Annotated in this window: 23 protein-coding genes and 2 pseudogenes; 4 read left to right on the top strand and 21 right to left on the bottom strand. The window is 34.3% G+C overall.

All coding sequences use genetic code 11. The features are described 5' to 3' along the window. Positions 1–8 precede the first annotated feature (8 nt). From CLNEO_RS05740 to CLNEO_RS15350, 7 genes and pseudogenes are all read right to left on the bottom strand, one after another. Positions 9–962, bottom strand: a complete 954-nt coding sequence (locus CLNEO_RS05740) for a nucleotidyl transferase AbiEii/AbiGii toxin family protein (RefSeq protein ID WP_334292144.1) — start codon at positions 960–962, stop codon at positions 9–11. Beyond that, positions 946–1,713: a type IV toxin-antitoxin system AbiEi family antitoxin domain-containing protein gene (locus tag CLNEO_RS05735; protein ID WP_066085723.1), complete on the bottom strand. Its 768-nt coding sequence runs from the start codon at positions 1,711–1,713 to the stop codon at positions 946–948. The genes CLNEO_RS05740 and CLNEO_RS05735 overlap by 17 nt, the downstream gene beginning before the upstream one ends. A 322-nt stretch (positions 1,714–2,035) precedes the next feature. Further along, positions 2,036–2,356, bottom strand: coding sequence for a hypothetical protein (locus tag CLNEO_RS05730; protein WP_066085720.1), 321 nt, complete (start codon positions 2,354–2,356; stop codon positions 2,036–2,038). Further along, complete coding sequence (locus tag CLNEO_RS05725; RefSeq protein ID WP_066085717.1) at positions 2,338–3,189, bottom strand: hypothetical protein; 852 nt, start codon at positions 3,187–3,189, stop codon at positions 2,338–2,340. The genes CLNEO_RS05730 and CLNEO_RS05725 overlap by 19 nt, the downstream gene beginning before the upstream one ends. 47 nt (positions 3,190–3,236) lie before the next feature. Beyond that, on the bottom strand, positions 3,237–4,127 hold the full coding sequence (locus CLNEO_RS16645) for a Fic family protein (protein ID WP_066085715.1): 891 nt from the start codon (positions 4,125–4,127) through the stop codon (positions 3,237–3,239). A gap of 200 nt (positions 4,128–4,327) precedes the next feature. After that, positions 4,328–4,762, bottom strand: coding sequence for a hypothetical protein (locus CLNEO_RS05715; protein WP_066085713.1), 435 nt, complete (start codon positions 4,760–4,762; stop codon positions 4,328–4,330). Between the two features lie 86 nt (positions 4,763–4,848). Further along, positions 4,849–5,280, bottom strand: a pseudogene (locus tag CLNEO_RS15350) (terminase TerL endonuclease subunit); the annotation flags it as partial. 248 nt (positions 5,281–5,528) lie between these two features. Here CLNEO_RS15350 and CLNEO_RS16250 point away from each other — a divergent pair. Continuing rightward, positions 5,529–5,633 (top strand): TnpV protein, encoded by a 105-nt coding sequence (locus tag CLNEO_RS16250; RefSeq protein WP_242864162.1) that lies wholly within the window; start codon positions 5,529–5,531, stop codon positions 5,631–5,633. A gap of 454 nt (positions 5,634–6,087) precedes the next feature. On the opposite strand, the gene CLNEO_RS05700 is transcribed toward CLNEO_RS16250, so the two are convergent. Then, positions 6,088–6,477 (bottom strand): hypothetical protein, encoded by a 390-nt coding sequence (locus tag CLNEO_RS05700; protein ID WP_066085705.1) that lies wholly within the window; start codon positions 6,475–6,477, stop codon positions 6,088–6,090. Between the two features lie 74 nt (positions 6,478–6,551). Here CLNEO_RS05700 and CLNEO_RS05695 point away from each other — a divergent pair, with 74 nt between their 5' ends. Beyond that, a complete protein-coding gene (locus CLNEO_RS05695) occupies positions 6,552–6,953 on the top strand; it encodes a hypothetical protein (RefSeq protein ID WP_066085701.1) in 402 nt (133 codons plus the stop codon). On the opposite strand, the gene CLNEO_RS05690 is transcribed toward CLNEO_RS05695, so the two are convergent. From CLNEO_RS05690 to CLNEO_RS05630, 13 genes and pseudogenes are all read right to left on the bottom strand, one after another. Continuing rightward, positions 6,931–7,239 (bottom strand): UvrD-helicase domain-containing protein, encoded by a 309-nt coding sequence (locus CLNEO_RS05690; RefSeq protein ID WP_066085698.1) that lies wholly within the window; start codon positions 7,237–7,239, stop codon positions 6,931–6,933. The two genes, CLNEO_RS05695 and CLNEO_RS05690, sit on opposite strands and share 23 nt — an antisense overlap. Then, positions 7,240–8,940 carry an ATP-dependent nuclease gene (locus CLNEO_RS05685; protein ID WP_066085694.1) on the bottom strand — a complete coding sequence of 567 codons (1,701 nt, stop codon included), beginning with the start codon at positions 8,938–8,940 and terminating at the stop codon, positions 7,240–7,242. A gap of 116 nt (positions 8,941–9,056) precedes the next feature. Next, positions 9,057–9,404, bottom strand: a pseudogene (locus tag CLNEO_RS16640) (hypothetical protein); the annotation flags it as partial. A 65-nt stretch (positions 9,405–9,469) separates the two neighbouring features. Further along, a complete protein-coding gene (locus CLNEO_RS05675; RefSeq protein WP_066085688.1) occupies positions 9,470–10,657 on the bottom strand; it encodes a hypothetical protein in 1,188 nt (395 codons plus the stop codon). 1 nt (position 10,658) lies between these two features. Further along, complete coding sequence (locus CLNEO_RS05670; RefSeq protein WP_066085687.1) at positions 10,659–11,684, bottom strand: PDDEXK nuclease domain-containing protein; 1,026 nt, start codon at positions 11,682–11,684, stop codon at positions 10,659–10,661. A 148-nt stretch (positions 11,685–11,832) separates the two neighbouring features. Next, the gene (dgt, locus tag CLNEO_RS05665) at positions 11,833–13,248 is read right to left on the bottom strand and encodes a dGTPase (protein WP_066085686.1); all 1,416 of its coding nucleotides are present in this window, start codon (positions 13,246–13,248) and stop codon (positions 11,833–11,835) included. Between the two features lie 36 nt (positions 13,249–13,284). After that, entirely contained in the window at positions 13,285–17,568 is a 4,284-nt protein-coding gene (locus CLNEO_RS05660) for a DEAD/DEAH box helicase (protein WP_066085685.1), read from the bottom strand. Then, positions 17,552–19,630, bottom strand: coding sequence for a DNA methyltransferase (locus CLNEO_RS05655; RefSeq protein WP_066085684.1), 2,079 nt, complete (start codon positions 19,628–19,630; stop codon positions 17,552–17,554). Before CLNEO_RS05655 ends, CLNEO_RS05660 begins: the two co-directional genes overlap by 17 nt. A gap of 52 nt (positions 19,631–19,682) precedes the next feature. Then, positions 19,683–19,916 (bottom strand): DUF1413 domain-containing protein, encoded by a 234-nt coding sequence (locus tag CLNEO_RS05650; RefSeq protein WP_066085682.1) that lies wholly within the window; start codon positions 19,914–19,916, stop codon positions 19,683–19,685. A gap of 195 nt (positions 19,917–20,111) precedes the next feature. Next, positions 20,112–21,011: a recombinase zinc beta ribbon domain-containing protein gene (locus CLNEO_RS05645; protein ID WP_330382560.1), complete on the bottom strand. Its 900-nt coding sequence runs from the start codon at positions 21,009–21,011 to the stop codon at positions 20,112–20,114. A 192-nt stretch (positions 21,012–21,203) separates the two neighbouring features. Beyond that, complete coding sequence (locus tag CLNEO_RS05640; protein ID WP_066085680.1) at positions 21,204–21,770, bottom strand: hypothetical protein; 567 nt, start codon at positions 21,768–21,770, stop codon at positions 21,204–21,206. Further along, a complete protein-coding gene (locus tag CLNEO_RS05635; RefSeq protein WP_066085679.1) occupies positions 21,760–23,019 on the bottom strand; it encodes a hypothetical protein in 1,260 nt (419 codons plus the stop codon). Before CLNEO_RS05635 ends, CLNEO_RS05640 begins: the two co-directional genes overlap by 11 nt. A gap of 120 nt (positions 23,020–23,139) precedes the next feature. Beyond that, positions 23,140–23,853, bottom strand: coding sequence for a UPF0489 family protein (locus CLNEO_RS05630; RefSeq protein ID WP_157723485.1), 714 nt, complete (start codon positions 23,851–23,853; stop codon positions 23,140–23,142). 175 nt (positions 23,854–24,028) lie between these two features. Here CLNEO_RS05630 and istA point away from each other — a divergent pair, with 175 nt between their 5' ends. Continuing rightward, the gene (gene istA, locus CLNEO_RS05625) at positions 24,029–25,567 is read left to right on the top strand and encodes an IS21 family transposase (protein WP_066085676.1); all 1,539 of its coding nucleotides are present in this window, start codon (positions 24,029–24,031) and stop codon (positions 25,565–25,567) included. Continuing rightward, positions 25,567–26,313 (top strand): IS21-like element helper ATPase IstB, encoded by a 747-nt coding sequence (istB, locus tag CLNEO_RS05620; protein ID WP_066085675.1) that lies wholly within the window; start codon positions 25,567–25,569, stop codon positions 26,311–26,313. Before istA ends, istB begins: the two co-directional genes overlap by 1 nt. The last annotated feature ends 358 nt before the right edge of the window (positions 26,314–26,671 follow it).

Here is a 26,671-nt window from a genome sequence, read left to right as displayed (position 1 = left end):
AATTCCGCCTACCGTCTCATCTTCCACAACGCCATTGGATGATTTTTAATCCGTTCTAAAGTTCTTTCATCTTCAAATAACAATTCCGGAATATACTCACCGTTTTCAAATCTATCCAGAAACTCTTTTTCAGATTCTGTAAGAACCATTAAATCAGCAATATATGCTTTTACCATTTTCTTTGCCGTTTCCAGTTCAAAATCGTCTTTTCTTTTTATCACTGGCAAAAGGTCTGTCTTTATTTTTTGTTTTGTGATGGAGTCAATTGCACTGGTATCAAAGGTCTTGTTGATCACTTTCGCAGATATTACCGCATAAAAAACCACAGTCTTTCTAAGAAGCGTTTCTTCCGATTCATCAAAAAGTTTATAATGAATCATATTTCTAGCATCATATAAGTCCCTTGCTGCTGCCCTGCTCAGCAACGCATTGATCTTACTTCCATAAATCTCAATTGGAGCAAGAGTCTTAACCCTATATTCACTTAAAAAATGTTCAGTGATAATTGGCCTTTCTTCTGCCTGCAACACATGAGCTCGTAGGGAATAGTTGATTTCAATCTTTATATTATCTCTATTGCCACTAGCTCCAATATAATCATACACCCAAGAATCCAAACTTTGGGGATTTTTTGTTTTTTCATTTTTTGTATAACCTTGAGCGATCATGTATCGATCAATTGTGCTGTTTATTAGCTCACGTTGCTCAAGCATTTCTTCTCTGCTATTGTTGACCAAATAATCCATGTCAATATCTACTGAAAGCCTTGGTAAATTGAAAATAGTCAGATTAATGGCTGTGCCACCTTTCAGCGCAAGACTTTCTTTGAGAATGGGATTTGTATTCAGATATTCTAAAACATCTGCAAGCCTTGTTACTTTCTCAAGCGTGTCTCTCACAAAGCCCAGTTCTTCTGCTTTTTTACCAAGATAAATAATGTCATACCTAGACAAGAAGATCACCACCTTGTTCTGTTATTTCAAATAATCCTTCCGGTATCATCAATTTCCACTCGCTATTATAAATGTTCTGCTGGTTTTCCTCATTTAACAGATACCGTCTGCTTTTTCCGATTTTTTCTTTACAACTATCTATAAAATCATTAGATAATTGTATTTCCTTTTGGTAATGCTGCAGCAGATAACCAACTCTTTGATAAAGTCCTTGCGTGTTATAAATCGCTAAGTATCTGCGAAGCTTTTCTTCATCCAGAAAATGGATGCCTTCAAGGCAATTCAGAAGCTCCTCCAAACCACCAATTTTATTAAAGTCACGAATGCTATCGATGACAGTTCTTTCCAAGTCAGTAATACGAACACCTGTCGTATTCTTAGCTTCCACAATTCCTTCTTGCATTCTTGAAGAAACATATTTAAAAGTCATATGTTCATATTCAAATGTATTGAATTTTGATTCCGAAGAAACATAGAGCTCATAAAATACTTGATTTGCAAGTCCATAATATTCAAACGCACTATGGTGAGAAATATAAGCCGTGTCCGTTATTGCACAGCCTATTTGATACCGTGTAGCTACAATTTGTCCGGTTACCGGATTTACAGCAGAATAGATGTTCTTTCGAACCTTTTTCATCAAACCCTTTTTCATCAAGCGATCCAGTAGGGAATACGCGGTATTTGAATTTCCTGTTAACTGTTCTACCTCAGTGATTGTAAAGACCGGATATTTTGCCAGTTGATTGTAGACTTCCACTTTTCTCACCTCTTTCTATTTTAATATTGGAACGTTATTCTTTATATGTAAAGAAAATCATGACAAAGTTAAAACCGCATGAATCTTAGTGGACCTGTCCGGCATGTACATAAAGCCATTGAATACACAGTATAAAAACAATGCACTAATGGCTAAATCTTTGTTTCCCAGGTATAGAGGATCTGCAGGGATAACTACATTATTATCATCTCCACGTTGCCTTGAGTAGACAATAATGATGTCGTGGTTAGTTGGTGATTCCTTGGCGGATTAGTAATTTCAACAGCTGCAACTAACAACATAACCTTTTTATTCGCATGAATTAATTACTTTTGTTTAATAATTTCATTTGGCTCGGACTAATATAATTACAATTAAATATACAAGATACTACTTTTGTATTATACAATTCATCATCTCCAGAATTTATCATTTCAACATGCCAGCACTTTTCAAGATTTGTTGTTTCCCCATTTTTATTGGAAATATCAAGTATAAGCAAAAAACCTAACCTGTTTATATTTGCATAGCATCCAGCCTGTAATATATTCTTTCTATATTTAGCCGACTCCTCTGCAACTGTTTTTTTCTCCTTATCTTTCCACACTTTTAATTCAAGGGGGATTATATTATCAAACAACAAATCAATTTCACCTTTTGATTTTTCAGGCTTTTTTTGTATCCTCTCTGAATTGAATGAATCGCACAGCCGCTCATATATAAAAGGTAAAAAAACAAATCCTCCATCTGAGAGTATGTAGTTTCTTTTTCATTATTAACATATTCAAAAGCTTTATTTCTTAAGAAAGTTTCTTCTTCTAAACAAAGAGTAACCTTTTTCATTAGCCAGATGATTAATTCTACAAAGGATTTCTTCAAATTGGGTTTCCCCATAAAAATTAATGAATTTGAAAGTTCCTCATAAATTCTTTCTAGAATAACAATTTGACTTTCAGATAAGTTTCTTCGAGTATTCACATCAATAAATTCATTTTCTGCATCAAAAATATTTTTAATGCACGGAATACTAATATTGTATTGAATATTTGCAGATTCAATACAATCCACTTTATTAACGAAGCATAAATCATTAATGTCTAAAAGGCCATTTACCTCCAGCAAAATCGGCAATATTGACTTATTGAAGTTATTCATGCTTAGAGGATGTAAAAACATATCATTTTCTTCATCAAGAAAAGTTGTCATTCTTCTTGACCATTCATCCATTGAGATCTTTGCACATCGTTGACCAAATAATCTCATTTGGTTTTTTGCTTGCATAATAAATCTCTCAGCTTGTTTCTCAAATGAAGGGGTATCTCCTTGAATATTTTTACCAAATTCTATTAGTTTATTGTTTATTTCAAAAATCTCATTTGTATATTTTTTATATGACTTAAGCATGTTGTTTAGTATCACATCTACTTTAAATTTATAAAGCTTACCAGTTTTGTCGATTGTAAAACTTTCAATCATTTTTGTTTCCCCAAAATCACCAACACCTGAATATCCTATTTCTCTTTTTATTCTAACATTGATAAATACATATCTAAACGTTCATTGGCGTACCCTGCAAACAACTTTTCCATTGCCGATAAATCATGTTTCACATGATATGCATCAAAAGCCCCATAATACGCAATTCTGTCGGCAAACTTAATGTCAATGGGAGGATATCCCGCTTTCATCAATTCAAGATTCACAAGAAGCCGTCCTGTTCTGCCGTTCCCATCAATAAATGGGTGTATACTTTCAAATTCAATATGAAATCTGGCCAAACGCGGAACGATGTGCTCTGTACTTTCATTATAGCCTTCTAAAAGCTGCTCCATGCGAGGTTCAATCAGATATGGCTGTACGGGCTCATGTTTCGCCCCCATAATACGTACTGGAACTCGGCGATAAACACCACGGTCATCTTTTTTATCCGCCAAAATCAAGTAATGAATTTGCTTTATGAGGCTTTCAGTCATAGGGGCATTTTCTTTTACTAGCTCTCTAACAAAACTAAACGCCTCTTTGTGTCCAACGGCCTCCAAATGATCTTTTAAAGGTTTTTTATCAATAGTAAGACCTCGCAAAACCATATCTGTTTCACGTAATGTAAGAGTATTTCCCTCAATTGCATTTGAATTGTAAGTGTATTCAATGATAAATTCTTCTGTTAGCCGTTCCACCTCTCCTTCTGTAAGGGGACGTCTAAAATCCAGTTCGTGCTTTTTCTTGTCAATCAACTCTAGGAGATTTGCGGCCGTTTTATATCTTCCATCCACAGGCTTTACAGCGTTTTCTGGAATATTCCACGCACGACCAACTTGAAATGCGCCAGGAATTTTCCCTTCAGCACAGAGAATTCTAACCCGTCTATCAGAAAGGCCCCATTTCTCAGCGGCTTGTTTTACTGTTATAAACATAATCTCACTCCAATCTTCCTAATTATTATGCTCCGATATCGGAATAATATCAAGGCTTATCGGAATAATATTTATGCAATTAACGGAATAATAGATCAATATAAACAAAACGCCCCTGTCTACAAATATAATGACTCATTAAAAACTTTTTTAATAACATCATCACCCATATGGTGATGAAACAACCTTTAGCAAATTTTTTATAAATAACATCGTATGTCTTTTGCAAATTTTTCTTCAATAGAAATTAATTCATTACAAATTTGTCTTGATTCCGCATCTGCCGCAGAGTATTGATTTAAATATTTATTTAATGATTTTACTCCCATATTGCAACCATCCGTAATTAGGTCGGCTACTGTTTTATCACTTTCCTTCATTGACATGATTACATTCGTTTTAATCCAAGACATACTTTTCGCTACAGGATTTGGCTCTTTCCCTTGTTCATTGTATCTAGATAGCAACTCATGCATTTCATTCCCCAGTTTCGTGTGTTTGTCTTTAAAATCAATTAGCATATTTTTAAGCTTTTCATCAGATACTTTGTCAAGTACCTCATCTATAGAGGATACAGCCATTTTGGAACCAGAATTACATTCTTTTAACAATTCTATTGTATCATTTGAATTCATTATTTCTTCACTCCGCTTTCCAATAAAAATTTATATGCTCTATATTGTCTGTCAAAACACTATATATATTCATTTTTATAAGGAAACTAAAATACTAGCAAACCCCTGTCATCATAAACCGATGCACCAGCATTGTTACCACCGCGTATGGCTCTATCCAAAGCCATAATCGTAGCAATGACACCGTCAATCTTCTCCGTAGATTTTTCTTTATCTGCCTTGATATTTCCGGCAGGATCTGTCCTTATATGAATATTATCCATCATCCAACTTAATACAGGGTGTCCGCCATGGGCGATTCTTTTTTCCAGTGACAGTTTCATAAGCTCTTTCGTTGGCGGTGACATATCTTTGAAGCCTTGACCGAAGGGAACCACTGTAAAACCTAAACCTTCCAAGTTTTGAACCATCTGCACAGCGCCCCAGCGGTCGAAGGCGATTTCCTGTATATTAAACTAAGTCCCTAAGTCCTCAATGAATTTTTCAATAAATCCGTAGTGTATAACGTTCCCCTCTGTACGCAAATAATCATGCAGGTTACTGTGTTTCATATGATATGAAACGCAACACGCAATTGTCTGGTTGTACATTTCCTGTCCAATACACCAACGAGCGAATAGATATAACCAGTGTTATGGATAAGCAAGTTCAATATATGATAAACCAGATTGAAATTCAAGGAGCAGAAGGAAAAAAGGAAATCCTGCTTGATGACTTATCGTTAGTATTCTTATCATCAAAACAGAGCGTGAAAGGAGCAACGAATATGAACGAAATCACTTACAGCAGGAACGGGGATTATCTGATACCCGACCTCAAATTGACACCGCAGCCGACACAGCCTAAAGTACATACAATTCATTCTGAGTGATATACCTGGTAGTACTTTTCTTGAATTTCCAGAATACCTGGAAGACTATATGCCATGGAATCCCATGATTCAGAAACTTTGTCGCTAAGAGCCAACATCTTAGTTAAAGGTAGGTTCTTTTTAAATACACTATCTTATTTGACGCTTACGAAACAACAAAGGCAATCATCTTTTTCAAAATATAAAAGAACCCCATTTTTTAAAATCCAAAATGGGGCCTCTTTGACGTTCTGAGATAAATATAAGTTATTATACTTATTTTACATAAATACCAAACCAATTTTCATTTTTATATACTTTTTTAACAAATTTACCTGTGTTTTTTTATCAGAAGAATTACAATTGTAATTATACCTATAAGTATAATTAACTGGAATAATATCAATAACGTAGGCAATAATGATAAAATCATGTAATACACGCCCTTCATAAATTAATCATGTTATACATTTTATCAATCCATATAAGTATTTATCCAAATTTCATTAGTATCTGTTCCAACACCATACACCCATGTTACAGGATAGTAATTAAGATACAAATTTACACTTGAAGAAGCTTTCAATGTAACATAGCCTTCTGCTTTAATATCAAATCCAGAATCTAATGTAAAATCGAAATCTTTAGAATCAACACCATAAAATTGAGGTGGTGTTACTGATATAGTTGCTTTTGTACCAGTCATATCTACAACCCAGCCATGATTGATTCTGTCAATACTATATGTTGTCTTAGTAACAATTTTACCATCCAAAGGTGCTGAAAAATTAAAAGTATATGTTGTTGTTAATATATCTCCCTCAGAAACAGTATATTTTGTACTTTTAAGAGTATAATATCTCATTCATTGTTGAATATATAGCTTGATAAAATCACTTCAAAGAGTTAACATATGACACTACCAAAGGAGGTAGCGTCATGGATAACCAAAACCCTAGATTACATGTGGTAATCTATTATCAATCGAATTCTAAAGTTAAAACTAAGCTGCATAGGAAATTAATCGCATATGCTAAGAAAATTTCAGACGACCCTTACGAACCTTACATTGACATTTCTATGGATAATTCATATTTGAAAAAGGTAAAGGCCGCCCTGCAGACATTAACCTGTGACACCATTAACACCTTTTATGTAAAACGACCCGTAAAGGACCTAGAACAGTTATATCTTTTCATTAAAATATTACTCAGTATTACACTCCAAAAATCATTCGAAAACACTCCGAATAACACAATAATTGATAATTGGATGATAATATCTATCATTCCATCAAAAACAAGTGATATTTATGACATTAAATGTTCACTGGGGAAATAAACCAAATAGCCACCGCACTTATTCCCATATTAGGAAGCTTTTCTGTTATGTCTTTCTTCATTTTGTAAGCGGCATTTACACTAAAAGTTAACGCAAGTATTTTTTTATTCATTGGAATAACATTAGTAGCTAAAACATACGCAACCTTACTAACCATAGTTTTTGTCTTTCCACATCCTGCAGGTGCCTCAAGCATAATTCTTGGAAATTCACTGAAAATCGCACTAATTTGTGAATTATCACCTTCATGTTCGTCTAAAATAAGGGCTTTTATATCAAGTTCCATTTATACAGTCCTTTCTATGATTTTTCGTATGGCTCTAGCATAACATGCAGGAATCATCTTCTTATCTATGTTTTGACCAATAATTTTCCCTAATATAATACCTTTATTAACCGAAAACCAAGTGATATATAAAACAGGGTACATTTTTTCATTAATTGAAAGTTCAGAGAATTTATAGCCTTTATCGGCTTTTATATTTTTAATTTTAAATTTGTCTATCGCTTTATTCAAAGCACTTGCTTGCATATATCTTTCGGTTCCTTTGGAATCGTAGTCTGTAAGTATTTTTTCCAGTACATCCTCTCTTCCACATTTTATCATTCTGTAAACAATTTCACTGTCAAAGCATAATTGTGTTGTAAAAAACAAATTTTCTTGTGCAGGGATATTCTTCTCAATTTTTTTATCTTTGTCCATAACCCCAACACTTTCAATTTTTAATTTATCAAAGAGTTTCATCAATGGAATAATTGATTCTGCACCACCTGCCTTTATCAATGCAATTGCCTCTCTGTCAAAATCAATTCCCATTGTATTCCCAAATAATTTAAAAGAACCATATTCAGATTCTCCTTCAACAATAATTACTCCTCTCGCAAAAATTGCTTCCTTGATATATTCAAATTGCATCATTAGTTGCTTTTTTTCTGATTGATTTAAACTTAAATTTCGAGTATTTACAACATCTGTACTGCCATGTTCGGAATACAATCTAATAAGTTTTAAATAATCATCTCCTATAATATTAGGAGAATGTGTCGCAACAATAATTTGTCCTCTGAAATTCTTTATTCCAAATAATTCATGTAGAATTGAATTGAATTCTACATCTTCACCAGAAGCTATTTTTAGAATATCTTTCATTATTGTCCTTTGTAAATATGGATGCAGATGAATTTCCGGCTCATCAAATACCAATAAAGTCTGAAGTTGTTTATCCTCATCATTTTGCATTTTTTTAGCATATGTAATGATTTTTTCAAGTATAGATAAAACGATCAACATATTGTACTGAACACCATATCCAATTTCAGATATCCCAATACTATTTGAATCTTTTAAAACCATAATTCTTGTAAGCATTTCTTGATTGTTATTCTCAACTAACGGTTGAATTCTAAATCTATCAAATACTGCTATGTTACTTAAAATTGAAGTTGTATATCTTTCAAGCTTCTTAACTGCATTTTTATTTAAAAAAGACGTGCCTTCTACCTGGCATTCAATAAATCTCTTAACAATAAAATTCAGAAAACTTCCCGCACCCTTAGTTTTAGAAAAATCCAACTCATTTTTGGGATTTCTAAGTGAGTCATAGTTAATTAACAGTAATTTTCTTATATCCGCTAAAGAAATCACTTCGCTACTTTCATAGTGACTATACTTCAAATATTCATCAGGATTATCCTGAATAACTCTCACATTGATATAGTCAGTATCCTTTGGATCAATTAAATCATCAAACATACCCTTTTCCAAATCAGTGAGTAATAAACGCAAAACAATCTCTATTGGTTTTGATATATCATGAAAATCACTTGATTCAAAATTCTTTCCAGAAAATACCCTATTTATGGAATATAACAAATTTGACTTACCAACATTATTTTCTCCAACTATATAATTGATGTCATCAGAAAAAATCACTTTTATATCATCTAAATTTCTATAATTCGATAACTTAATTCCTCTCAGAATCATCCCTTTACCTCCCTACCTAAGATGATTATGATTATACCATATATTGTTAAGTCTTTCGATAGAAACCATAAAAGCCGTAATCTTTACTCAAAAGATTACGGCTTTTATTTCTTTATCTAATTTTCAAGATACTTCAGAGTATCTTTTATCGCCGCTACCTTTTCAGATGTTAGATGTTTTCTTGTTTTTATTCTTCTACTGCATTGGGAGCATCGTACATGAGTAATCTCAAATTTCTTTTTACTTCTGCGATATAAACGTATGCACTTTGAATCCGTACTTACTTTCTATATACTCCTGTATCATTTTAAGGTTACTCTTTCGCTTGGTCTATATTCCTCGGCTTTTTCCGCTATTTTGCCCACAGGTATTTTTCCGTCACCCTCTCCAAACTCCACATTTACGTTGATATGTGTGTCTGCATTTTTGTGGGAAAGAAGTACAACCGTTTCAACGTGCCTTGTGGCGGTGATAATGATGTCGTTTGAAGCTGGAAGCCCCTTGGCGTGAGAGTATTTGAAGTCAAATATCACTTACACCATTTTGCTATTTTAGATTGATGTTTCTCTAACTTTGAAATAATTTCTAATATGGTTCGAGTAATACTCTTACTATAATTATAGAAATCCTGAAGATTATCACTCTTTACTTCTACAAAGCTGTCTTCTAATTTATTTACTTCTTCATATAATTCACTTATAGAAATATATAAGTCGCTATCGCTTAATAAAACTAATTCTGCGCTATTGTCATCCCATTTTGTGCTAGTCATATCAAATTCATATTTTTTAATAAAGCTATCTGTGGCAACTAGCTTATAATATTTTTCACACATATCATATAATTGTTTTTCGAAACCCTCATATTTTTCAAAACCCTTATAATACAAATTAAAAGTATCTTGATCAAATTGACCGTCTTGGATAACATCTGAACTTATCTTAAACAGAACTAACTTTTCATACAAAAGCGCTACATCTGATTTGTCTTTGTTTTCTTTCGTATTAAAATCTTTTATGCCGTTATAAATATATTTTAATATTTCAAAATTTTCTTCTGTCATATCGCTTTTTTCAAATAAGTTCTCAAATGAGTTTCGCTCTATGAATGATTGTATATGTATGAATTCTTTATAAATATCTCTTTCTTGATTCTTTTCATACTCGATTATATATTGTTCTCTCTCATCTTTTAATTTTGAAACTGTATTTATTTGTTTTGCTTCCAGATATTCATCTTCATAAAATTTAAGTTCTTCAGTTTCAATTGTAGAATCGATACTTTCTATCTTCTGTGCCAAAATATACAAACAGTTTGGCTTTTCAAATAGCTTATCATTATCAAAGTAGAAATACTCAGTTTTAACTTTTTCTAGCTTGTTTAGCACTTCAACTAATAATTCTTTACAAAAAACCAGCGGGAACTCTAACTCTTTTTTCAATATAGCCTTTTCTTCATATTTAGATATAAAGTTCAGTATAGAGTCATTATTTTTTAATAATTCTTTTTTCACAAGCTCAATCTGTATGAATAACCTGTTATATTCTTTTCGTCTGGTTGCTCTTTCAGCCAGTGCATAGGATATCCATGCTGCTAGAATTGGAACTACAACTCCAACTAGCAATTCTGTAAGTGGAAGCTTATCTATAAAATCTAAGAATTTGCTTAACCAACTAGCTTCTGCAGGAGTGGCAGTTTGTAAAACAACAATGTACACTTTACTCCTCCTCTTGCAGATGTTTTTCGGTTTCCAATAATTCTTGCTCTTTTGCAAGTTCTCGTTTCAGTTCATCCTCTGTCGGCATATATAACTTATATTTCGATGCAAATATTTGATTGTTATCTTCCGGCAAGGTATATTTAACAACTGAGTCACTTTTGTCAGCGCAGAGAACAATACCAATAGGGAGGTTATCACCCTCATTCATTAGTTCTCTTGTGTAGTAATTTACATACATCTGCATTTGACCAATGTCTTGATGTGTCAGCTTGCCGATTTTTAAATCAATAATGACAAAGCATTTCAAAATATAATTATAAAAAACAAGGTCAATATAATAATGCTCTCCATCAAAGGTAATATGTTGTTGCCTAGACACGAATGAAAATCCACGTCCAAGCTCCAATAAAAATTTTTGCAAATGATCAATTAAACCTTGCTCAATATCTTTTTCATAAAGATTAGGTGTTTGATCTAATCCTAAAAATTCAAGTACATATGGATCCCGAATAATATCTTTGGCATCAATGCCTTTTTCCAGTGTTTGAATTTCATTTCGTACGCTATCTTTGTTTTGGCTGGATAACAACCTCTGATAATAAAAGCTGTTTATTTGTCGCTCAAGTTGCCTTGTACTCCAATTTGATTTTGCGCATTCGTCTAAATAGAACATTCGAGCTGCATCATTTTCAACCTTTAAAAGCATTCTATAATGTGTCCAACTCAATTGGTCACGCAGTGCGTGACGTTTTGGAAAAGCATTATAAAATTGACGCATATATTTTAAATTCGTAACAGTATATCCTTTGCCAAATTCCACAGTTAATTTTTCTGATAAAAATTTTAATAGACCTTTTCCATACTCCGCACGTTCATTTTCACCTTGTGCTTCACATATCTGTTTACCAATGTTCCAATAAGTTTCTACCATTACAAAATTAACAGTAGAATATACTTTCTGCTGTGCTTTCTCCAAAGTAAGTTTTATATTTTCATAAATTTTACTCTCAGTTAAATATTCCATTAACGCCCCTCCATTCCTATAAATTTACGGTAATATATCTTTTAATATCTCATTTTTTTGATAGTTAATGCTTTTCTATATAAATTAGTCAATAATATATAAAAAAGCTGTTCTTGACACTTTTGTACCAAGCTTATTGCATCTAAATTTAATAAACATTTGTTTTAATTCCTGTAAGCATCTGATATGTATCTAATGCAAAATCATCTGTCATCCCATTTATGTGATCAATAATCAAATGAGTTCTTAACCACCATTCTTTAACTACAAATTCCGGATCTGTTCGGTCTAATTTTCGTGTCTCATAAATATAACTTTTTACATATCTCTCTCCTAAACGATTAAAAAGACGTTTTTCGAGATCTAGTGTGTTTCCACTCTGTGCTTTATTATCATTTATTAAACTGGTAAAATCCTCTAATTTTAATGACAATAATCTACTAAAATGATTTAGCAACCCTGTAATAACTGCATATCCTGTCAACTCTATATTTTCTGCTTCATCTGACTTATATAGTAACTTACGTGATACTTGTTTAATGATTTCCAAGACTCGTCCTAATCCATCTTCTGGAATTAACTGATAAGCCTTTCCATTATAAAACAAATCATGATTTTCAATATAATTATCTGCAGCTTCGTTAATAATCTTTCTCGACCATTTCACAGAAACATCCATGCTAAAGTTAGAAATACTTTCTGGTATGTCCACAGGACAAGGTATACCTTTGTATTCTTCTTTCCAAATTTTTTTAAATTCATTTAAAAAATCATTAGAAGTAATAATTCTTTTTTCAATACCATCAGATATATCGCTAAGGCAATATGCTATATCATCAGCAGCTTCCATTATATATGTTAATGGATATCTATGATGCTTTTCCATACCCATATCTTTATAAATTTTTTCAACATGTTCCTTTTCAGATTGAAAATAGCCAGCTTTTTTAAATATTCCAGCTCCTTTTTCTTCACCAGAAGCACGTGAATATTTCAAGCCACATAATAAAGTCGCATAAGTTAAATTTAAACTATGCTCATCTTGTTCACAATGTAATTTTGATATTATCCTGAATCCTTGTGGATTTCCATCAAATTCACGAAAATCACTAATTAGCAGATTAAATAGATCGTTAGTTTGAACTTGCGCTTTATCAGCCAATTCTCCTAAATAAGTCCTTGCCCACTCTTGAATTGCCGCTTCTCCAAAATGGCCAAAAGGAGGATTCCCAATGTCATGTAACAGACAAGCATTTTCTACAACTGCTACTATCATGGGTACCATACTCTCTTCAATAATCTTAGCTTCATATAATTTATAACCTATTTTATTTGCAAGCGTTCGTCCTAAATCAGATACCTCTATCGAGTGGGTTAATCTAGTTCTAACACTTGAATTAGGCTCAAGCGAAAACACTTGCGCCTTTTGTTGTAGTCTCCTAAAAGAAGAACTATATATTATTCTAGATCTATCACTATAGAACTCATCAACTATTGAGCTTCTATTTACCGTTGAATTACGCATCCGTAAAGTGCATAATTTACTTTTATAATCGTATTCCATTAATACACCTTCCTTTAATAGTATAGCAAATATTTGCTACATATATTTTAATGTCCCATTAATTTCTTTTAGTTTGCCATCACTTATGTAACCAAGCGATAAATTTATTCGGTTGTCACAATAAGTATTTGCAAACTTGCTCAAAAGCTTAGATTCATTTAAGACATCAATATCACTTGCCAAATAGTAGGATAATTCTTCTGATAATAAAACAATAACTTTTGCTCTGGCTCTTGATATCATAACATTAAATCTATTCAAATTCATAATGAATTCTTCTTCATTACCAATCATGTCTACATCACCAAGCGCAAATGAAACTATAATAATATCTCTTTGTTGGCCTTGAAACCTTTCGACAGTATCAACACAGTTTCGAATACTTTCTTGCAAGACAGGATCTCCACCTGCAAACAAAAGATCTAATTTGCTAGCAATTTTACTTTGTTGCGCCCTGTGAGGAGTAACAATACCAATCCCTTTAGTCCAAAATTCGAAGTCATCATATAATTTGTCATTTAGTGCTTTGTTATTACCTGTTACATCTTTCTCGTAATTTAGTTGAGAATACAGGCTTCCTTTAAGATAAGCACAGATTGTAGCCACAGAATCCACTTCAAATTCGTTCCATTGGCTACTCATTCCATCAGGATATGTAAAGCAACAGATCTTCTTTCGAGGATCAATAAGTTCATTCCATGCATCACATTTATACAATTCTTTAGGTAATTCTAAGTCATCTATTTTTTCATTACTAACCCTTATTTCCAAATCTGTAGAATAACTTATTAAATTTGTTTTGTATCCAGCTTCTTTTATAAAATTTACAATTTCTTGATTGGAACGATAATTGACTTCCAACATTGTTGCAACAATACCATGATTTTTTTCATAATAATCATAAATTGATCCAACTTTATTTTCACAGCCCAATGGTATTTCTGCCTTATGAATTGGAGGTAACTGTAATCCATCACCAGCTAAAACCAATGATCCTTCCATGGCAAGAGCACAGAATGCTAAAATTGCATTTGCTACATTCATTTGTGATGCTTCATCAATAATTATTAAATCAAAATACTCTTTGTGTCCATAAACACTATTGTCTGTTAATAATTTGTGAATTTGTTGTGCTGGAGCTCCTACAATTGTAATTCCTGTGTTTTCAGACAAACTCTTTTTCAACGCTTCTACTTCTGCTTTTGATGATGTACAGATTTGTGTTATAGCTTTTGGACATGACGGATTGACCTTGCTTTCTGAACAAAGTCTCACTGTTAATACCGTATCTAAATTTACTTTATCTGCTACATCAAATAACACGTTATCGATTGCATTATATGTAAACGATGTTATTAGAATTCTTAAGGGTTCCCTTTTAATTTTTGAAATTGTTATAGCTGATTGAATTAGTGATACAAGTGTTTTGCTCTTCCCAGTACCCGGAGGACCCCAAATGATGCTTATACTTTTAGTAAGTGCTTGTCTCCAAGCTTGTTCTTGGCTGGGATTCAAGGATAGATTTTCTTTTTCCAAATCAGCATTAGCCTGCACAAGGAGATTATTTATCTGTGAATCATCCATATTTTTCATTAAAACATTAGGTATTTTCTTATAAGAATCCATGTCCCACAAAATTTTAGAAGCTGGTGTTATTGGAGTCTTTCTTGGACGTAAATTAGTCAATCCTGTCTGCTTAATTTGTGTTACTTCATCTACACTAGTATCAGTAATTTGAGGATTACCAATATCTTGTAAAGCCTCTTTTAATTTTTTCGTAAAATAATCACTAGAAACTGGGTCCAATGAAATATTGCTTTTAAAAGATATCCCTGCATTCTCTAAGGCTTTTATTGGATCACAGTTATTGTTATCAGCGTCTCTAAAAGAATTCGTTCTAATAACAATAATCTTATTTTCTCTATCAATTTTCAAAACAGTAACCTTAAGAATATATTGTAATGTTAAGAATTTAATTTTATCATTAACATTAAAAAGCACCGTGCAAATTTTTCTATTTAAGAATGTGGCATCACAATTTGGCGATAATGCTACAGAAAAATCACCTTCTTTAATCCGAACATCAGTAGAGTTTCTTGATAATTTGTACATATAAGTATACTCATCATTTCTGATTTTATATTGTTTTAGAATATCATATTTTTCTTCAATCCGCTCTGTTAGTATAGCACTGTCAAATTTTGCTTCACGTTCATATATAGGAAGCGACCTTTTAGCAAGGATGTCCAATTCATCCAATTTTGCATCTAGCTTGGAAAACATAAATAAGAGTTCGCTAGGATAACACATTTTGCCTTGTTTAGTAGGTAAAAGTGATTTTGATATTTTCGGAGCAATTTCTATCAACATAGGTCTTATGTCCTTTTGAAGTGTTTGCGTTACCGAGTGCAAAGCATTGACTCGCTTTCCAACTGTCTCTGTTAAAATTCCTAATTGAGTGGTCCAATTAAGATATGGCTCGTTAATTTTACTCCAAATCTCATGAATTCTTTCTGATGGTATTTGATCACTTAAAGCATCTTCAAACAGCGGATGCACATTAAACATATTTCTAAATTGAGGATTCCCATAAGTACGAGCTGTTTCAAGTAATGAATAGTAATGTGGAATGGGAAGCGCCGTAAGGCTCCCGATACAATCTTTTACAACTGTTATTGGTGATTGTCGTTGTATATCGGGATTTCCCATTGTTTCTTCAGATGGAAACAGCCATACTAAATCTCTAATTTTAGAATGTTGTATTATCGCTTCAAGGTTCCGGCTTATCACTCTTTTTATGTGCTCGTATTGGATACTATCCCAAATATAGATTTGATAAGTAGAGTCAGCATCTAGCTTTTTTACATCATCAATTATTTTTTGTAAAAATTCCAAAAATTTTATAAGTACTCTTTTTTCAACATCAATATCTTTTGAATCTACCATATACGCCATTGTTTTTTGATCTTTAGGCGGCCAAAAAACCAATTCTTTCTTGTCCTTTGTATTAACCCATACTGCTTTTACCCCAATACAAGCTGTTATGGCACTCGTTATATCAAAATCCACGGTTATAAAAATACTTAAATCTGACCATTTAGGCATAACTGAAGATGTTCCTACATTTTCTGGAACAATTGCCTTATTACCAATTAAAGATAATGCGCGTTGAGGATATAAAATTCTTTTAGATTTCAATGTCTGGTGATTTTCAAATACCTTGTTATCTTCATTAAGTATAGACAAATTAGCTCCAGAAACTATATGTTGATTAATTAGAGATAGTTTTGCAGCTTTTGACATATCAGCAATTCTAGATAAATGATCTTCTTGTAATGCTAATTGCATGCAATGATTTTCATGATAAGTGAATTCACCTTTTCCATTTTTCCATGGATACCCCAAATAATCGCAATGTTTGCAAGACGAGTTAACATGATAATCCATCTGCTCCCAATTATTTTGTAGTACATATACTAAATCTTTTTTAAAAAACTTTATAATTTTAGATATAAAAACCTCAAATGGAATTTCAATCAAATCATCATTTAGCCAAGATACGAGATCACTATTAGTAATATCGCAACCTTGTTTCCTATATTCTGCGACTTTTTTTCTTATAGTAGAAGCATCGTGTGATCCGGGCCAGACTGCACCAGATACCACTTGAAGTTTATCATCCAAGTGGTGATCTTTTATCCAGCATGACAAAGTTATCATATAATATGCTAATTCACTAAAATGCGAAATAGAAGGCTCTGACGTATGTTTTATGTCAATAATTTTCAACTGTATTAATTTGCTTTCACCATCGATAAGTACATATTTTCCATTCGGAGCTACATAGTGGTCATATGTTTTAGGCGATAATACTTGTATAATATCTGGACGCAGCTTACTTAGTTCTAAAGTATTGTTACTCACTAATTTTCTTAAATCTTTAATACCATATAGATTTTCAAAAATAGAAGACTCTTCTATTTTATATTCTGGTTGCATTATAAAAGATTCTTTTTCAATAGCAGCTATTGTATCTAAAAGTTGTATAGTTTTAAATCCGCCATTTTCGTCTGCATTCCCTATAATAGTGAAATCATTAAAAAATTCTTGTACTTCTGCATATTTTTCTTTTTCCCATTCAACCCCAGCTCGTGTAACAAGCGCCATACCAGGTCTTGGCTCTTGTCTTGGTGGAATATTATAGTCTAACCGTTCTTGCGCGTATTTCTTATTATCATGAGGTGACAAAATAAATTTTAATTGCCTATAACATTCTGTTTTCAAAAATTGTGAAAGCGTTTGTTTACTTATCTGTGGCATTATTATCCTCCCTAGCTCTAAAAACATCCAAAATTTCTTTTTGATGCTCATCAAAAAACTCATTGATATCTTTAGTCATATCTTCTTTAAAACATGTATTTACATAATCTTTCAACTTCAAAGACCGGTAGAAACTTAAAACATCACATTTTTTCATTTGAAGTTCATTGAAGCAATATTCAATTTTATTCTCCCAAGAATCATTTTCTATAAAAATATTTTTACTATTTTTTCTTAACACTATAATGGAATCCCATTTTATGGACTCTTCTGAAGAATGGTAGGCACTATTTCCTTCTGATCGTATGGGTAAAACATTAGTAACTTTAAACGAACTTTTTTTAATTGCCTGCGCAAGAGAAGTCCATGCTTCCACTTTATTGTGATGAAATGAAAAAATCATAATTCCTTCATTTTTGAGTTTTGAATAGCATTGTGTAAATACATTAGTTAACTGTTGCAAATAAATTTCATAACTTTTTTGTTCTACACTTGTTACAAATATTGAATGATCCAATATACTATCATGCTTAAAACCTATATATTTTTTAATCCAAACATAGTAAAATGCTGATAACTCGGAGTAAGCCAAATTATCATAATATGGTGGATCAGTTAGTATAACATCTATTGTATTATTTTTAATTTCCTGTAAATTTTCTGAACTTTGATTTAAAATTAACGTATTGCCTTTCAAATTATAGAAATCATCAACAGATATTGCAACGCTATCATTTATAATTTCTCCTGTAAATACCTTTTTTCTTTTTTGTTTATCATCAATTTCAACTTCGTATGGTTTTTGACAATATTCCTTACCTCTTTTCATTTTTTGAAAAGTTTTTTTGAAAGTTCCTCTACCTAATGTACTGGTCCCTAAAACATTATTTTCGACAACTCTAGAAGGTACCGTATATGCATGTATTCCAAACAACGGAGTAAGTTTTTTATAATCATATGCATAACAGCATAATACATTGTTTGATGCTAAGCAGTCAGAAAATGATAATAATAACCATTCACGTATGTTGTCATCATTTGTCTTCAATATCTCATCTAATAGCAGTCCTAGCGTTAGCAACTGTCTATAATTAAATAAATCTTTATATTGAAGATAGCCATGACTTTGTGGTCTTGTATCTCCGCTTGTACTAGTTGGAATAATGTCTTGTGGAATTTTTAGCAATCTATTAAGGTTTAAATATTCTTTTTGTGCCTTAGCATATAAGTCTAAATCATAATCGTCTGCAGATTTATAATACCTTTTCCCATTAGACACATATTCAATAGCAAAAAGCTTTAAGTCACTAATTCCATTGACACTAGATGAGACAGAAATTGAAGAACCACATTTACTACACGTAGAAACTCCTCTTTTGAAGGAGCCACGATAAATATCTGTCATCTTACTGCAGTTTTTACATTTAAATCTTTTTCTGTTTGCAGGCAATTCTTCGATTTTTCCACAGTGCTTGCAAAAAGCTATAATACTATTTTTATCTTTTGCTAAATAATAATGTGGATGTGCTACAATATGTTCATTACATCTTTCGCATACAACATCGTATGCCCAGAAAAAATTTATTACTTCAAAAAAATCGTTTTCGACTTTGGTTTGGTAATACTTCTCAACAATTTTTTCTACATTTTTAATAACTCTATTATACTCTTGATTTAGATTACTTCCTTCATATGACTCGATTTCTTTTTTGGTTACAAAGCAAGCCAACGGATCTATATCTACACCAATAACTTTAGCTTTCATTTTTTTTGATTCAACAATGCAGGTTCCTCCACCCATAAAAGTATCCAAAACAGTAAATTTGCTCAAATCATTAGATTGATAATACGCTTTCCAAAATGTTTCTTCGGTAGTATCATATGGCAAAAATGCTGCTAGAATAATCGCTCTTACAACCGAGCTTAATCTTCGTGCCCACCATTTGTGAATTGAATAGATAGGTCGTTTACTATTTCCTTCTATTTTAGCTAATTCTGAAATAGCTTTAATAGGTATAGTTTTTTCAATTAAAGTTAGTTCAGGTATCTTTTCAAATTTCAATTTGTCACATCCTTTACGTACTATACAAATTTGACTGTGTACAGCACATTGATTATTTTATTTTTTTATATTTCTGTTGACCAGACGATGTTTTTTCTATGGGTATAATAAATGTTTTTTCTTTATTAATATAATTTAAGAACAAAGTTCCAAGAAGTAATCTGTTTTTTCTAGGAATGCGATTCCATTCATATCCTTTAAATAGATCTTTCACTAAAAAAACTTCATCAATTATAATCTTTTCAGCCTCTATTATCGCATACTCAAGTAATTCATTAACATCCATTTGCTTTTCCTCCAGGTTCTGAGTTGACAACAACATTGTCAATATCAATTATATACCTTTATGTTCAAATGGTCAATTCAAATATACACCGTTTTAATAATCTGCCAACAATAAAACCCTCAGAGTACTGAGGATTTTAGTCTTAACAGCTTATTATAAGCAGGAGAAGGAATGTATCCAACTCCTGCTTATATTTTACTCATCATATGCTACCCTTTGCTGCATCACAATTCCTGATTTGAATTGTATTTCTATCTTATCTTCACTGATAACTTTGACACTCTGCAGCAGCCGTCTGACCAGTTCATCGTCATATCCCCCTACCGTACAAGTGCTATCCTTGAGGCAATGATCCACATCATTAATCCTCTGACTAAAGGTTTCAGCCAGCCTGTTTTCCTGTGTCAGCTTAAGCTTTTTTAGTTTTAAATCTCTTATCCGCTCGGCGATATTATGGTACTGCTCATCAGAATTTTCATTCACAGAACCCTGCTTTGCATTTTCTTCGATAAGGGTAAGCATTTCACCCTGCAGTTTTTCTATTTGCTCATCATATTCAGAAGGGATATGTCTGGTGGAGTAACTTCCTATGACTCTGATTACATTTTCCCGGAAGGCTCCCACGAATTCACCTTGGTTTTCAACCACGCTGTTTATGGCGGTCATAATCGCCTCATACAGGGGCTGTTCTTTTAAAGTGGGGGAATGCTTGCAGTTCTTTGTTCCGTTCTTCAAACGGTTGTCACAGCGCCACACGGCGCTTTTCTGACCATACTTTGACCATGTTTGCCTACGGTAAGGCTGGCCGCATTCTCCGCATACCATAATATCCGACAAAGAGTATTTGGAACTGTATTTGCTTTTTTCTGTCTTGGATTTCTTTTCGGTGGATGGTCTGTATATGGCAGCTCGCCTTGCTTTTTCTTCCTGCGCCCTATAAAAAAGCTCTCTTGGGATAATTGCTTCATGGTTATCCTCAATATAATATTGTGGAACAATTCCTTGGTTTTTAACTCGTTTCTTGCTAAGAAAATCTACGGTATAGGTCTTTTGCAGTAATGCATCGCCCATATATTTTTCATTAGCTTGTGTCAAGACGTACAACAAAAAAATACTCACTTTCAATCATAAAATTGTAAGGGAGTATTTTATAGTATCTTTAATTCTTAAAATAACCAAATAAAAATATGAAGCTTAGATTTCGGACAAACTTATATATAACTGAAGGGTGCCTCCTGTAAGTATAAGTCAAATATTATTTTAGATATACTGATAATACCATCCATACTATTGATTACTTTTTATACATGCAATGTCAACATCATTATCTGATATTTCATTCACTTTCCTGAAATAAATTTCCGTCTTCTCGATTTCATATTCAAATAATGGTTCAAGCCCATTATCACTCATATATACAGGAATAATTTTATAGCTCAAAAATCTTTCTACTTCTTCTCTGAACTTCTTCATATTTTGATTATTCCTATCCGTAGGCATTCTTCTAAAACGACTGATTATTGCAAAAAGCGTATGCATCTCTGATAATTTTAACTTTCTACACTTTTCTATCAGATTCTCTTGATTCGTTGTTATATGAATTGTATAGCCATATTCTTGACCGGGAATATCCCCCTCAATTACAGCTATTCTTATTTCTTCATAAAGGTCTTTGTGTCCAAAGTCCTTATTCCACTGTTCAAATATTTGTATTGCAGCCTCTCTATTCTCAAATAACAATCCTAAGTAAGGTGCTGACTTTTGGTCAGACAAAACTGCGGTTCCCATCCAACTGGCTTTATTCCATAATTCAGTATTTATTACTCCTGTTACAAATAAAACCTTATCTTTCATTTTCTTTAATATCCTCCATTTCTTTTAGCCGTAGGGATTGATTGAACTTAATATACATCGTAGTAAGTTTCTCAATCAATGTATTAGCAATAATAATATAATTGCGTTCTTCTTTCTGTAAACCAAGACGTAGACAACAAGAATTTAACAAATCTTCTCTTGACTCATCTGAATATAAATGAGCCGATACTAATCTTAAATCATACAGGACAAATAAAGGAGCTATTTCCATACTTATATCAATATTATCTGTATTTTTTTCAAGCCATAATTGCAATAATTTTATACCTTTTTTATCCTTTATCTCTTCCTTTAGGTCTGGATATTTTTCTTTTATTTTTTTACGGATATCTTTATTATTTATTGATTCCACAAGCAACTCATTCAAAGGAATCATCAAATCTTTAAATGCACTATTCGTGTTAATTAATATTTTATGTATATTTTTTGTAACCCTAAGAGTCTCCGTATCCAGTTGAGCAATAGACAATGCAAAATGGCTACGAACTTTTTCATTAAACTCAAGACGTTTTTTCAATAGCGTTTTTTCAGCAGATGCATTCGCCCATGTAACTTCTATTTCGGCTTCATAAAATTCTGACCCAATAGAATGATCCGAGGAAATATTTTCAGAGCGCAAATAAAATTGCTCTTCAACCGCTAAATTACTTATGTCACCCAACCACATAATAACTCTGTTATTTTCATTTATTCCAAAAGTTATGAAGTGTTCATCTCCTTTATAGATATAGCCAAAGGTATCTGCGCCAATGTCCAATCCATAATCAGGATGATGGATATATTTTAACAGCACCTCAATATTAAAAAACACAGGAGTTAAAAAGCCTGTCCTCCATGGTCTTATTAAACCAGGTATAAAGTAATAATCATCTTTGTCATATAGAAATTTTACTTTTTCAGCCATAAATTTTTCATTAAAAAATCTAGCTTTGATTTTATCAAAATCGTACCATTCACTTACTTCTAGGTTTTCAATTTCACAGTTTTCTTTTACAATTACTTCTATGTTACCACTTTTTTCTTTACTGGTATCCTCTTGTATTATTGTACAGATCTGATCAATTATTTCTTTTGTACCGTAAGGAATGTATCTTGAATTACAACCACTACAAACTAATAATGGTGTTTTCGCAAATCCTATTTTTTTATCGTCTTTTAGTTTTATCTTTTTATCGCCATAATCCAAGTGTAATTTACGTCCACATTTATCACAATTTAAACCCGACATATCAAGCTCTCCCGCAAATAAATTTATTTTACAAATTTTATTTTTACTTTTATCATATGATAATCAATCTGTTGGAGCGTGAACTCATTGAATATGCTTTCCTGCTCATACTTATACAATTCAATTAATTTCAATATATTCTCTTATAATATCTAACTTTTCATTCATCTCTTTTTTTACAAAGGCAGGGGACAATGCAATTGTAGCATAATCATATTTTTCATCATGTTCTTTACCAAATGATTGTGATGAAATCATTTCTAAGTAAACATCTTTCTTTTTTATATAATTACAAAAATTAAATCTAAACAGCTTATTCGGCTCTATGTTCTCCACTATGTAATCAAAAACATCTAAGTAATCTAAGGCTGGATGAAAAACATACTTGACTTTATCCACCCACCCAACAATAATTGCTACCAATAAATAATTTCCACTATCGATTAATTGTTCTCTGCCTTTAAAAATTATCCCCTTAGTTAATTGTGCTTGTAATTCCTCATTATTTAAATCCTTTATAAATTTATAAAAAGGAACGCTATGAGAATATGCTAGATCGGAATGTGCATCTATATGTGTAACTTCAAAAGGTATCTTGATTTCACCTGTATTTATCAAATCATTCCAATAAGAATAAGCCTCTACATGATGTTTTACAATCCTTCCTTTAATTTTATTGCTCTTACTTAAGCCGCATCTTTGCTCTAAGAAATCAATAATATCTTTTTCTTTCCATACAGTAATATTTTCATCTGTCAAAAAAGTATTGCAATCTTTTCCAAAACAATGTATCCCTATTTGGAAAAAGTCCATATCTATATCCAACATTTTCATATCCATCACCTCACTTGAATATTCCGCGCGAGAATGAACACCTCGACCGCGCAAGTTGAACACCCTCGCCGCCGAGGTTGGACAGTGCCGCCGGCGCCGTTGAACGCCATGGTTGAATACGCGGTAATATGTTGTTACACGCAAACGCGTGAATACAACAAAGGAGGTCATGTAAATGACCAAATACCGCGAGATTCTGAGGTTGGACAGCCTTGGACTCAACAAGACCCAGATTGCCGAAGCATGCGGGTGTTCGAGAACAACAGTCATCCAAACGCTTCTGCTGGCAAAGGAGAACAGACTTCAATATCCTTTGCCCGACAGCATGTCGGACAAGCAATTGGCCGATTTGCTTTTTCCCACCGCCGCTGGAAAGCCTGCCTTCAAAATGCCGGACTACGAGTATGTTCACCGGGAGCTCCAGAAAAACGGCGTCACGCTGAATCTGCTGTGGTTGGAGTACTGTGACGCCTGCCGATCAGTCGGAGAAATTCCGTACCAGTCCACCCAATTTAACAAGTACTACAACGACTTTCTGGTAAAAAAGAACGCCACCATGCACCTGAACCACAAGCCCGGCGAAATCATGCAGGTAGACTGGGCGGGAGATACAGCAGCTGTAACAGATACGGATACAGGCGAAGCGATTCCGGCATACGTTTTTGTAGCCACACTGCCTTTCAGCGGATACAGCTATGTGGAAGCATTTTTTTCAATGAATCAGGAATGCTGGACGGCAGCTCATGTCAACGCCTACAGGTATTTCGGCAGCGTAGCAAGGATCATTCAGTGCGACAACCTGAAAACTGGCGTGGACAGGCACGGGCGCAGCGAGGTTACTCTGAATCAAACCTACCGTGAGCTCGCCGAGCATTACGGTACGGCGATCATCCCCGCAAGAGTCCGCATGCCTAAGGATAAGGCAATGGTGGAAGGCACTGTCGGCGTAATCTCTACCTTCATACTGGCCGCTATCCGCAATGAACAGTTTCTGTCTCTGCTGGAGCTTAACACAGCTATCCACGAACGGCTGGAGACCTTTAATCACAAACCCTTTCAGAAGCGAGACGGCAGCCGGGCGTCGGCGTTTGAAGAAGAAAAACCGTTTTTACTGCCTTTGCCGCCGAGGTCGTTTGAGTTGGCAACGTGGAAAGTGGCGACCGTCGGGCCAAACTACCATATTTCTGTTGAAAATATGAATTACTCCACTCCATACGAATACATCAAGCAGAAGGTGGACGCCCGCATTACAAGGGGAACCGTGGAGATTTTCTTTGACGGAAACCGCATCTGCTCGCACCCCAGGCTCTACGGCAGAGCAAATCAGTACAGCACCGTTGAAGACCACATGCCTCCGAGTCACCAGCAATACGTGCAATGGAATGGTGAGCGCTTCGCCAAATGGGCGTCTAAGATCGGGCACAACACAGAAACTGTTGTCCGCGCCATCCTTGCGGGCTTTAAAGTTGAACAGCAGGGCTACAAAGCCTGTATGGGACTTTTGAAACTCGCAGATAAATACTCGGCGGAACGCCTTGAAAACGCCTGCAAAAGGGCTCTGTCATATACACCGCGGCCATCCTTGAAAAACGTCCAGACCATTTTGAGCTCCGGGCAGGATAAAATTCCGGACGACTCCGCGGCGCAGCCTTCTTCCTCCTCGCAGTACGGGTTTACCCGCGGTGCGGATTACTACGGTGGGAGGGAAAAGTGATGCTGACGGAAAATACCGCAAACAAGCTCCGGGAAATGCACCTCAGCATCATGGCTTCCGCCTTCAAAGAGCAGCTGACCGACTCACAGTTCCAGAGTATGTCCTTTGAAGACCGCTTCGGCCTGACCGTGGATAAGGAATGGTGCGCCAGAAAAAGCAATCATCTGAAAAAGCTGGTAAAACAGGCCGGTTTTTCCGAGCCCGGTGCCTGCGTGGAAGATATTGAATACCATCCAGACCGGAACCTGGACAAGAATCAGATTGCGAGGCTTTCCAGCTGCAATTACATAGCCGAACATCACAATGTCACGCTGCTCGGCGCTACGGGCAGCGGCAAGACCTATCTTGCCTGCGCTCTGGGCATGGCCGCGGTTCGCAATTATCTCACTGTGAAATACATCCGTCTGCCTGAGTTTCTCGTGGATCTTTCCATCGCCCGCGGAAGCGGCACGATCCGCAAGGTCATGGCTCAATACAAGAAATATTCGCTGCTGATCATTGACGAATGGCTACTCTCCCCGCTGAAGGATACGGAGTCCCGAGATCTGCTCGAGATTATTGAGGCCCGGTACAAAAAGGCTTCCACCATATTCTGTTCGCAGTTTGACGTCCCGGGCTGGCGCGAAAAGCTCGGCGACCCTATTCTTGCTGATGCTATCTGCGACCGCATCGTCCACGATTCCTACACAATTGTGATCGACTGCAAGGACTCCATGCGGAAACGCAAAGGCATTTCGGATAATTAGCAAAGGAGCCTTCGGCTCATCGGGCTCTGCCCGAACCCGAGGTTTAACGCATTAAGGTTTTCCGGGAAGAGTGGTCGCTTATGTATAAATGCAAAAAAAGAAGAGTAACCCCAGCGTGTGGACGCATGGCATCACTCTTCCCGCTCAACCCCGTATACGGCGCTCGTGTCGCTCCTCAGCGTTGCACTGTCCTCCGTTACGGCTAAAAGCATTTTTATGATACCATTGGAACCCACTGACTTCAATGTACAACCATCGCGGAGACACTGTTCAACCTGCGCGGCGAAGGTGTTCAGTTTCAGCGGCGACGCTGTTCAACTTCGCCGGTCGAGGTGTCTTGAATTAACGGAATATGCAT

The organism is Anaerotignum neopropionicum (genome assembly GCF_001571775.1).
Taxonomy (GTDB): Bacteria; Bacillota; Clostridia; order Lachnospirales; family Anaerotignaceae; genus Chakrabartyella; species Chakrabartyella neopropionicum.
This window is presented reverse-complemented; position numbering and strand designations above follow the sequence as displayed.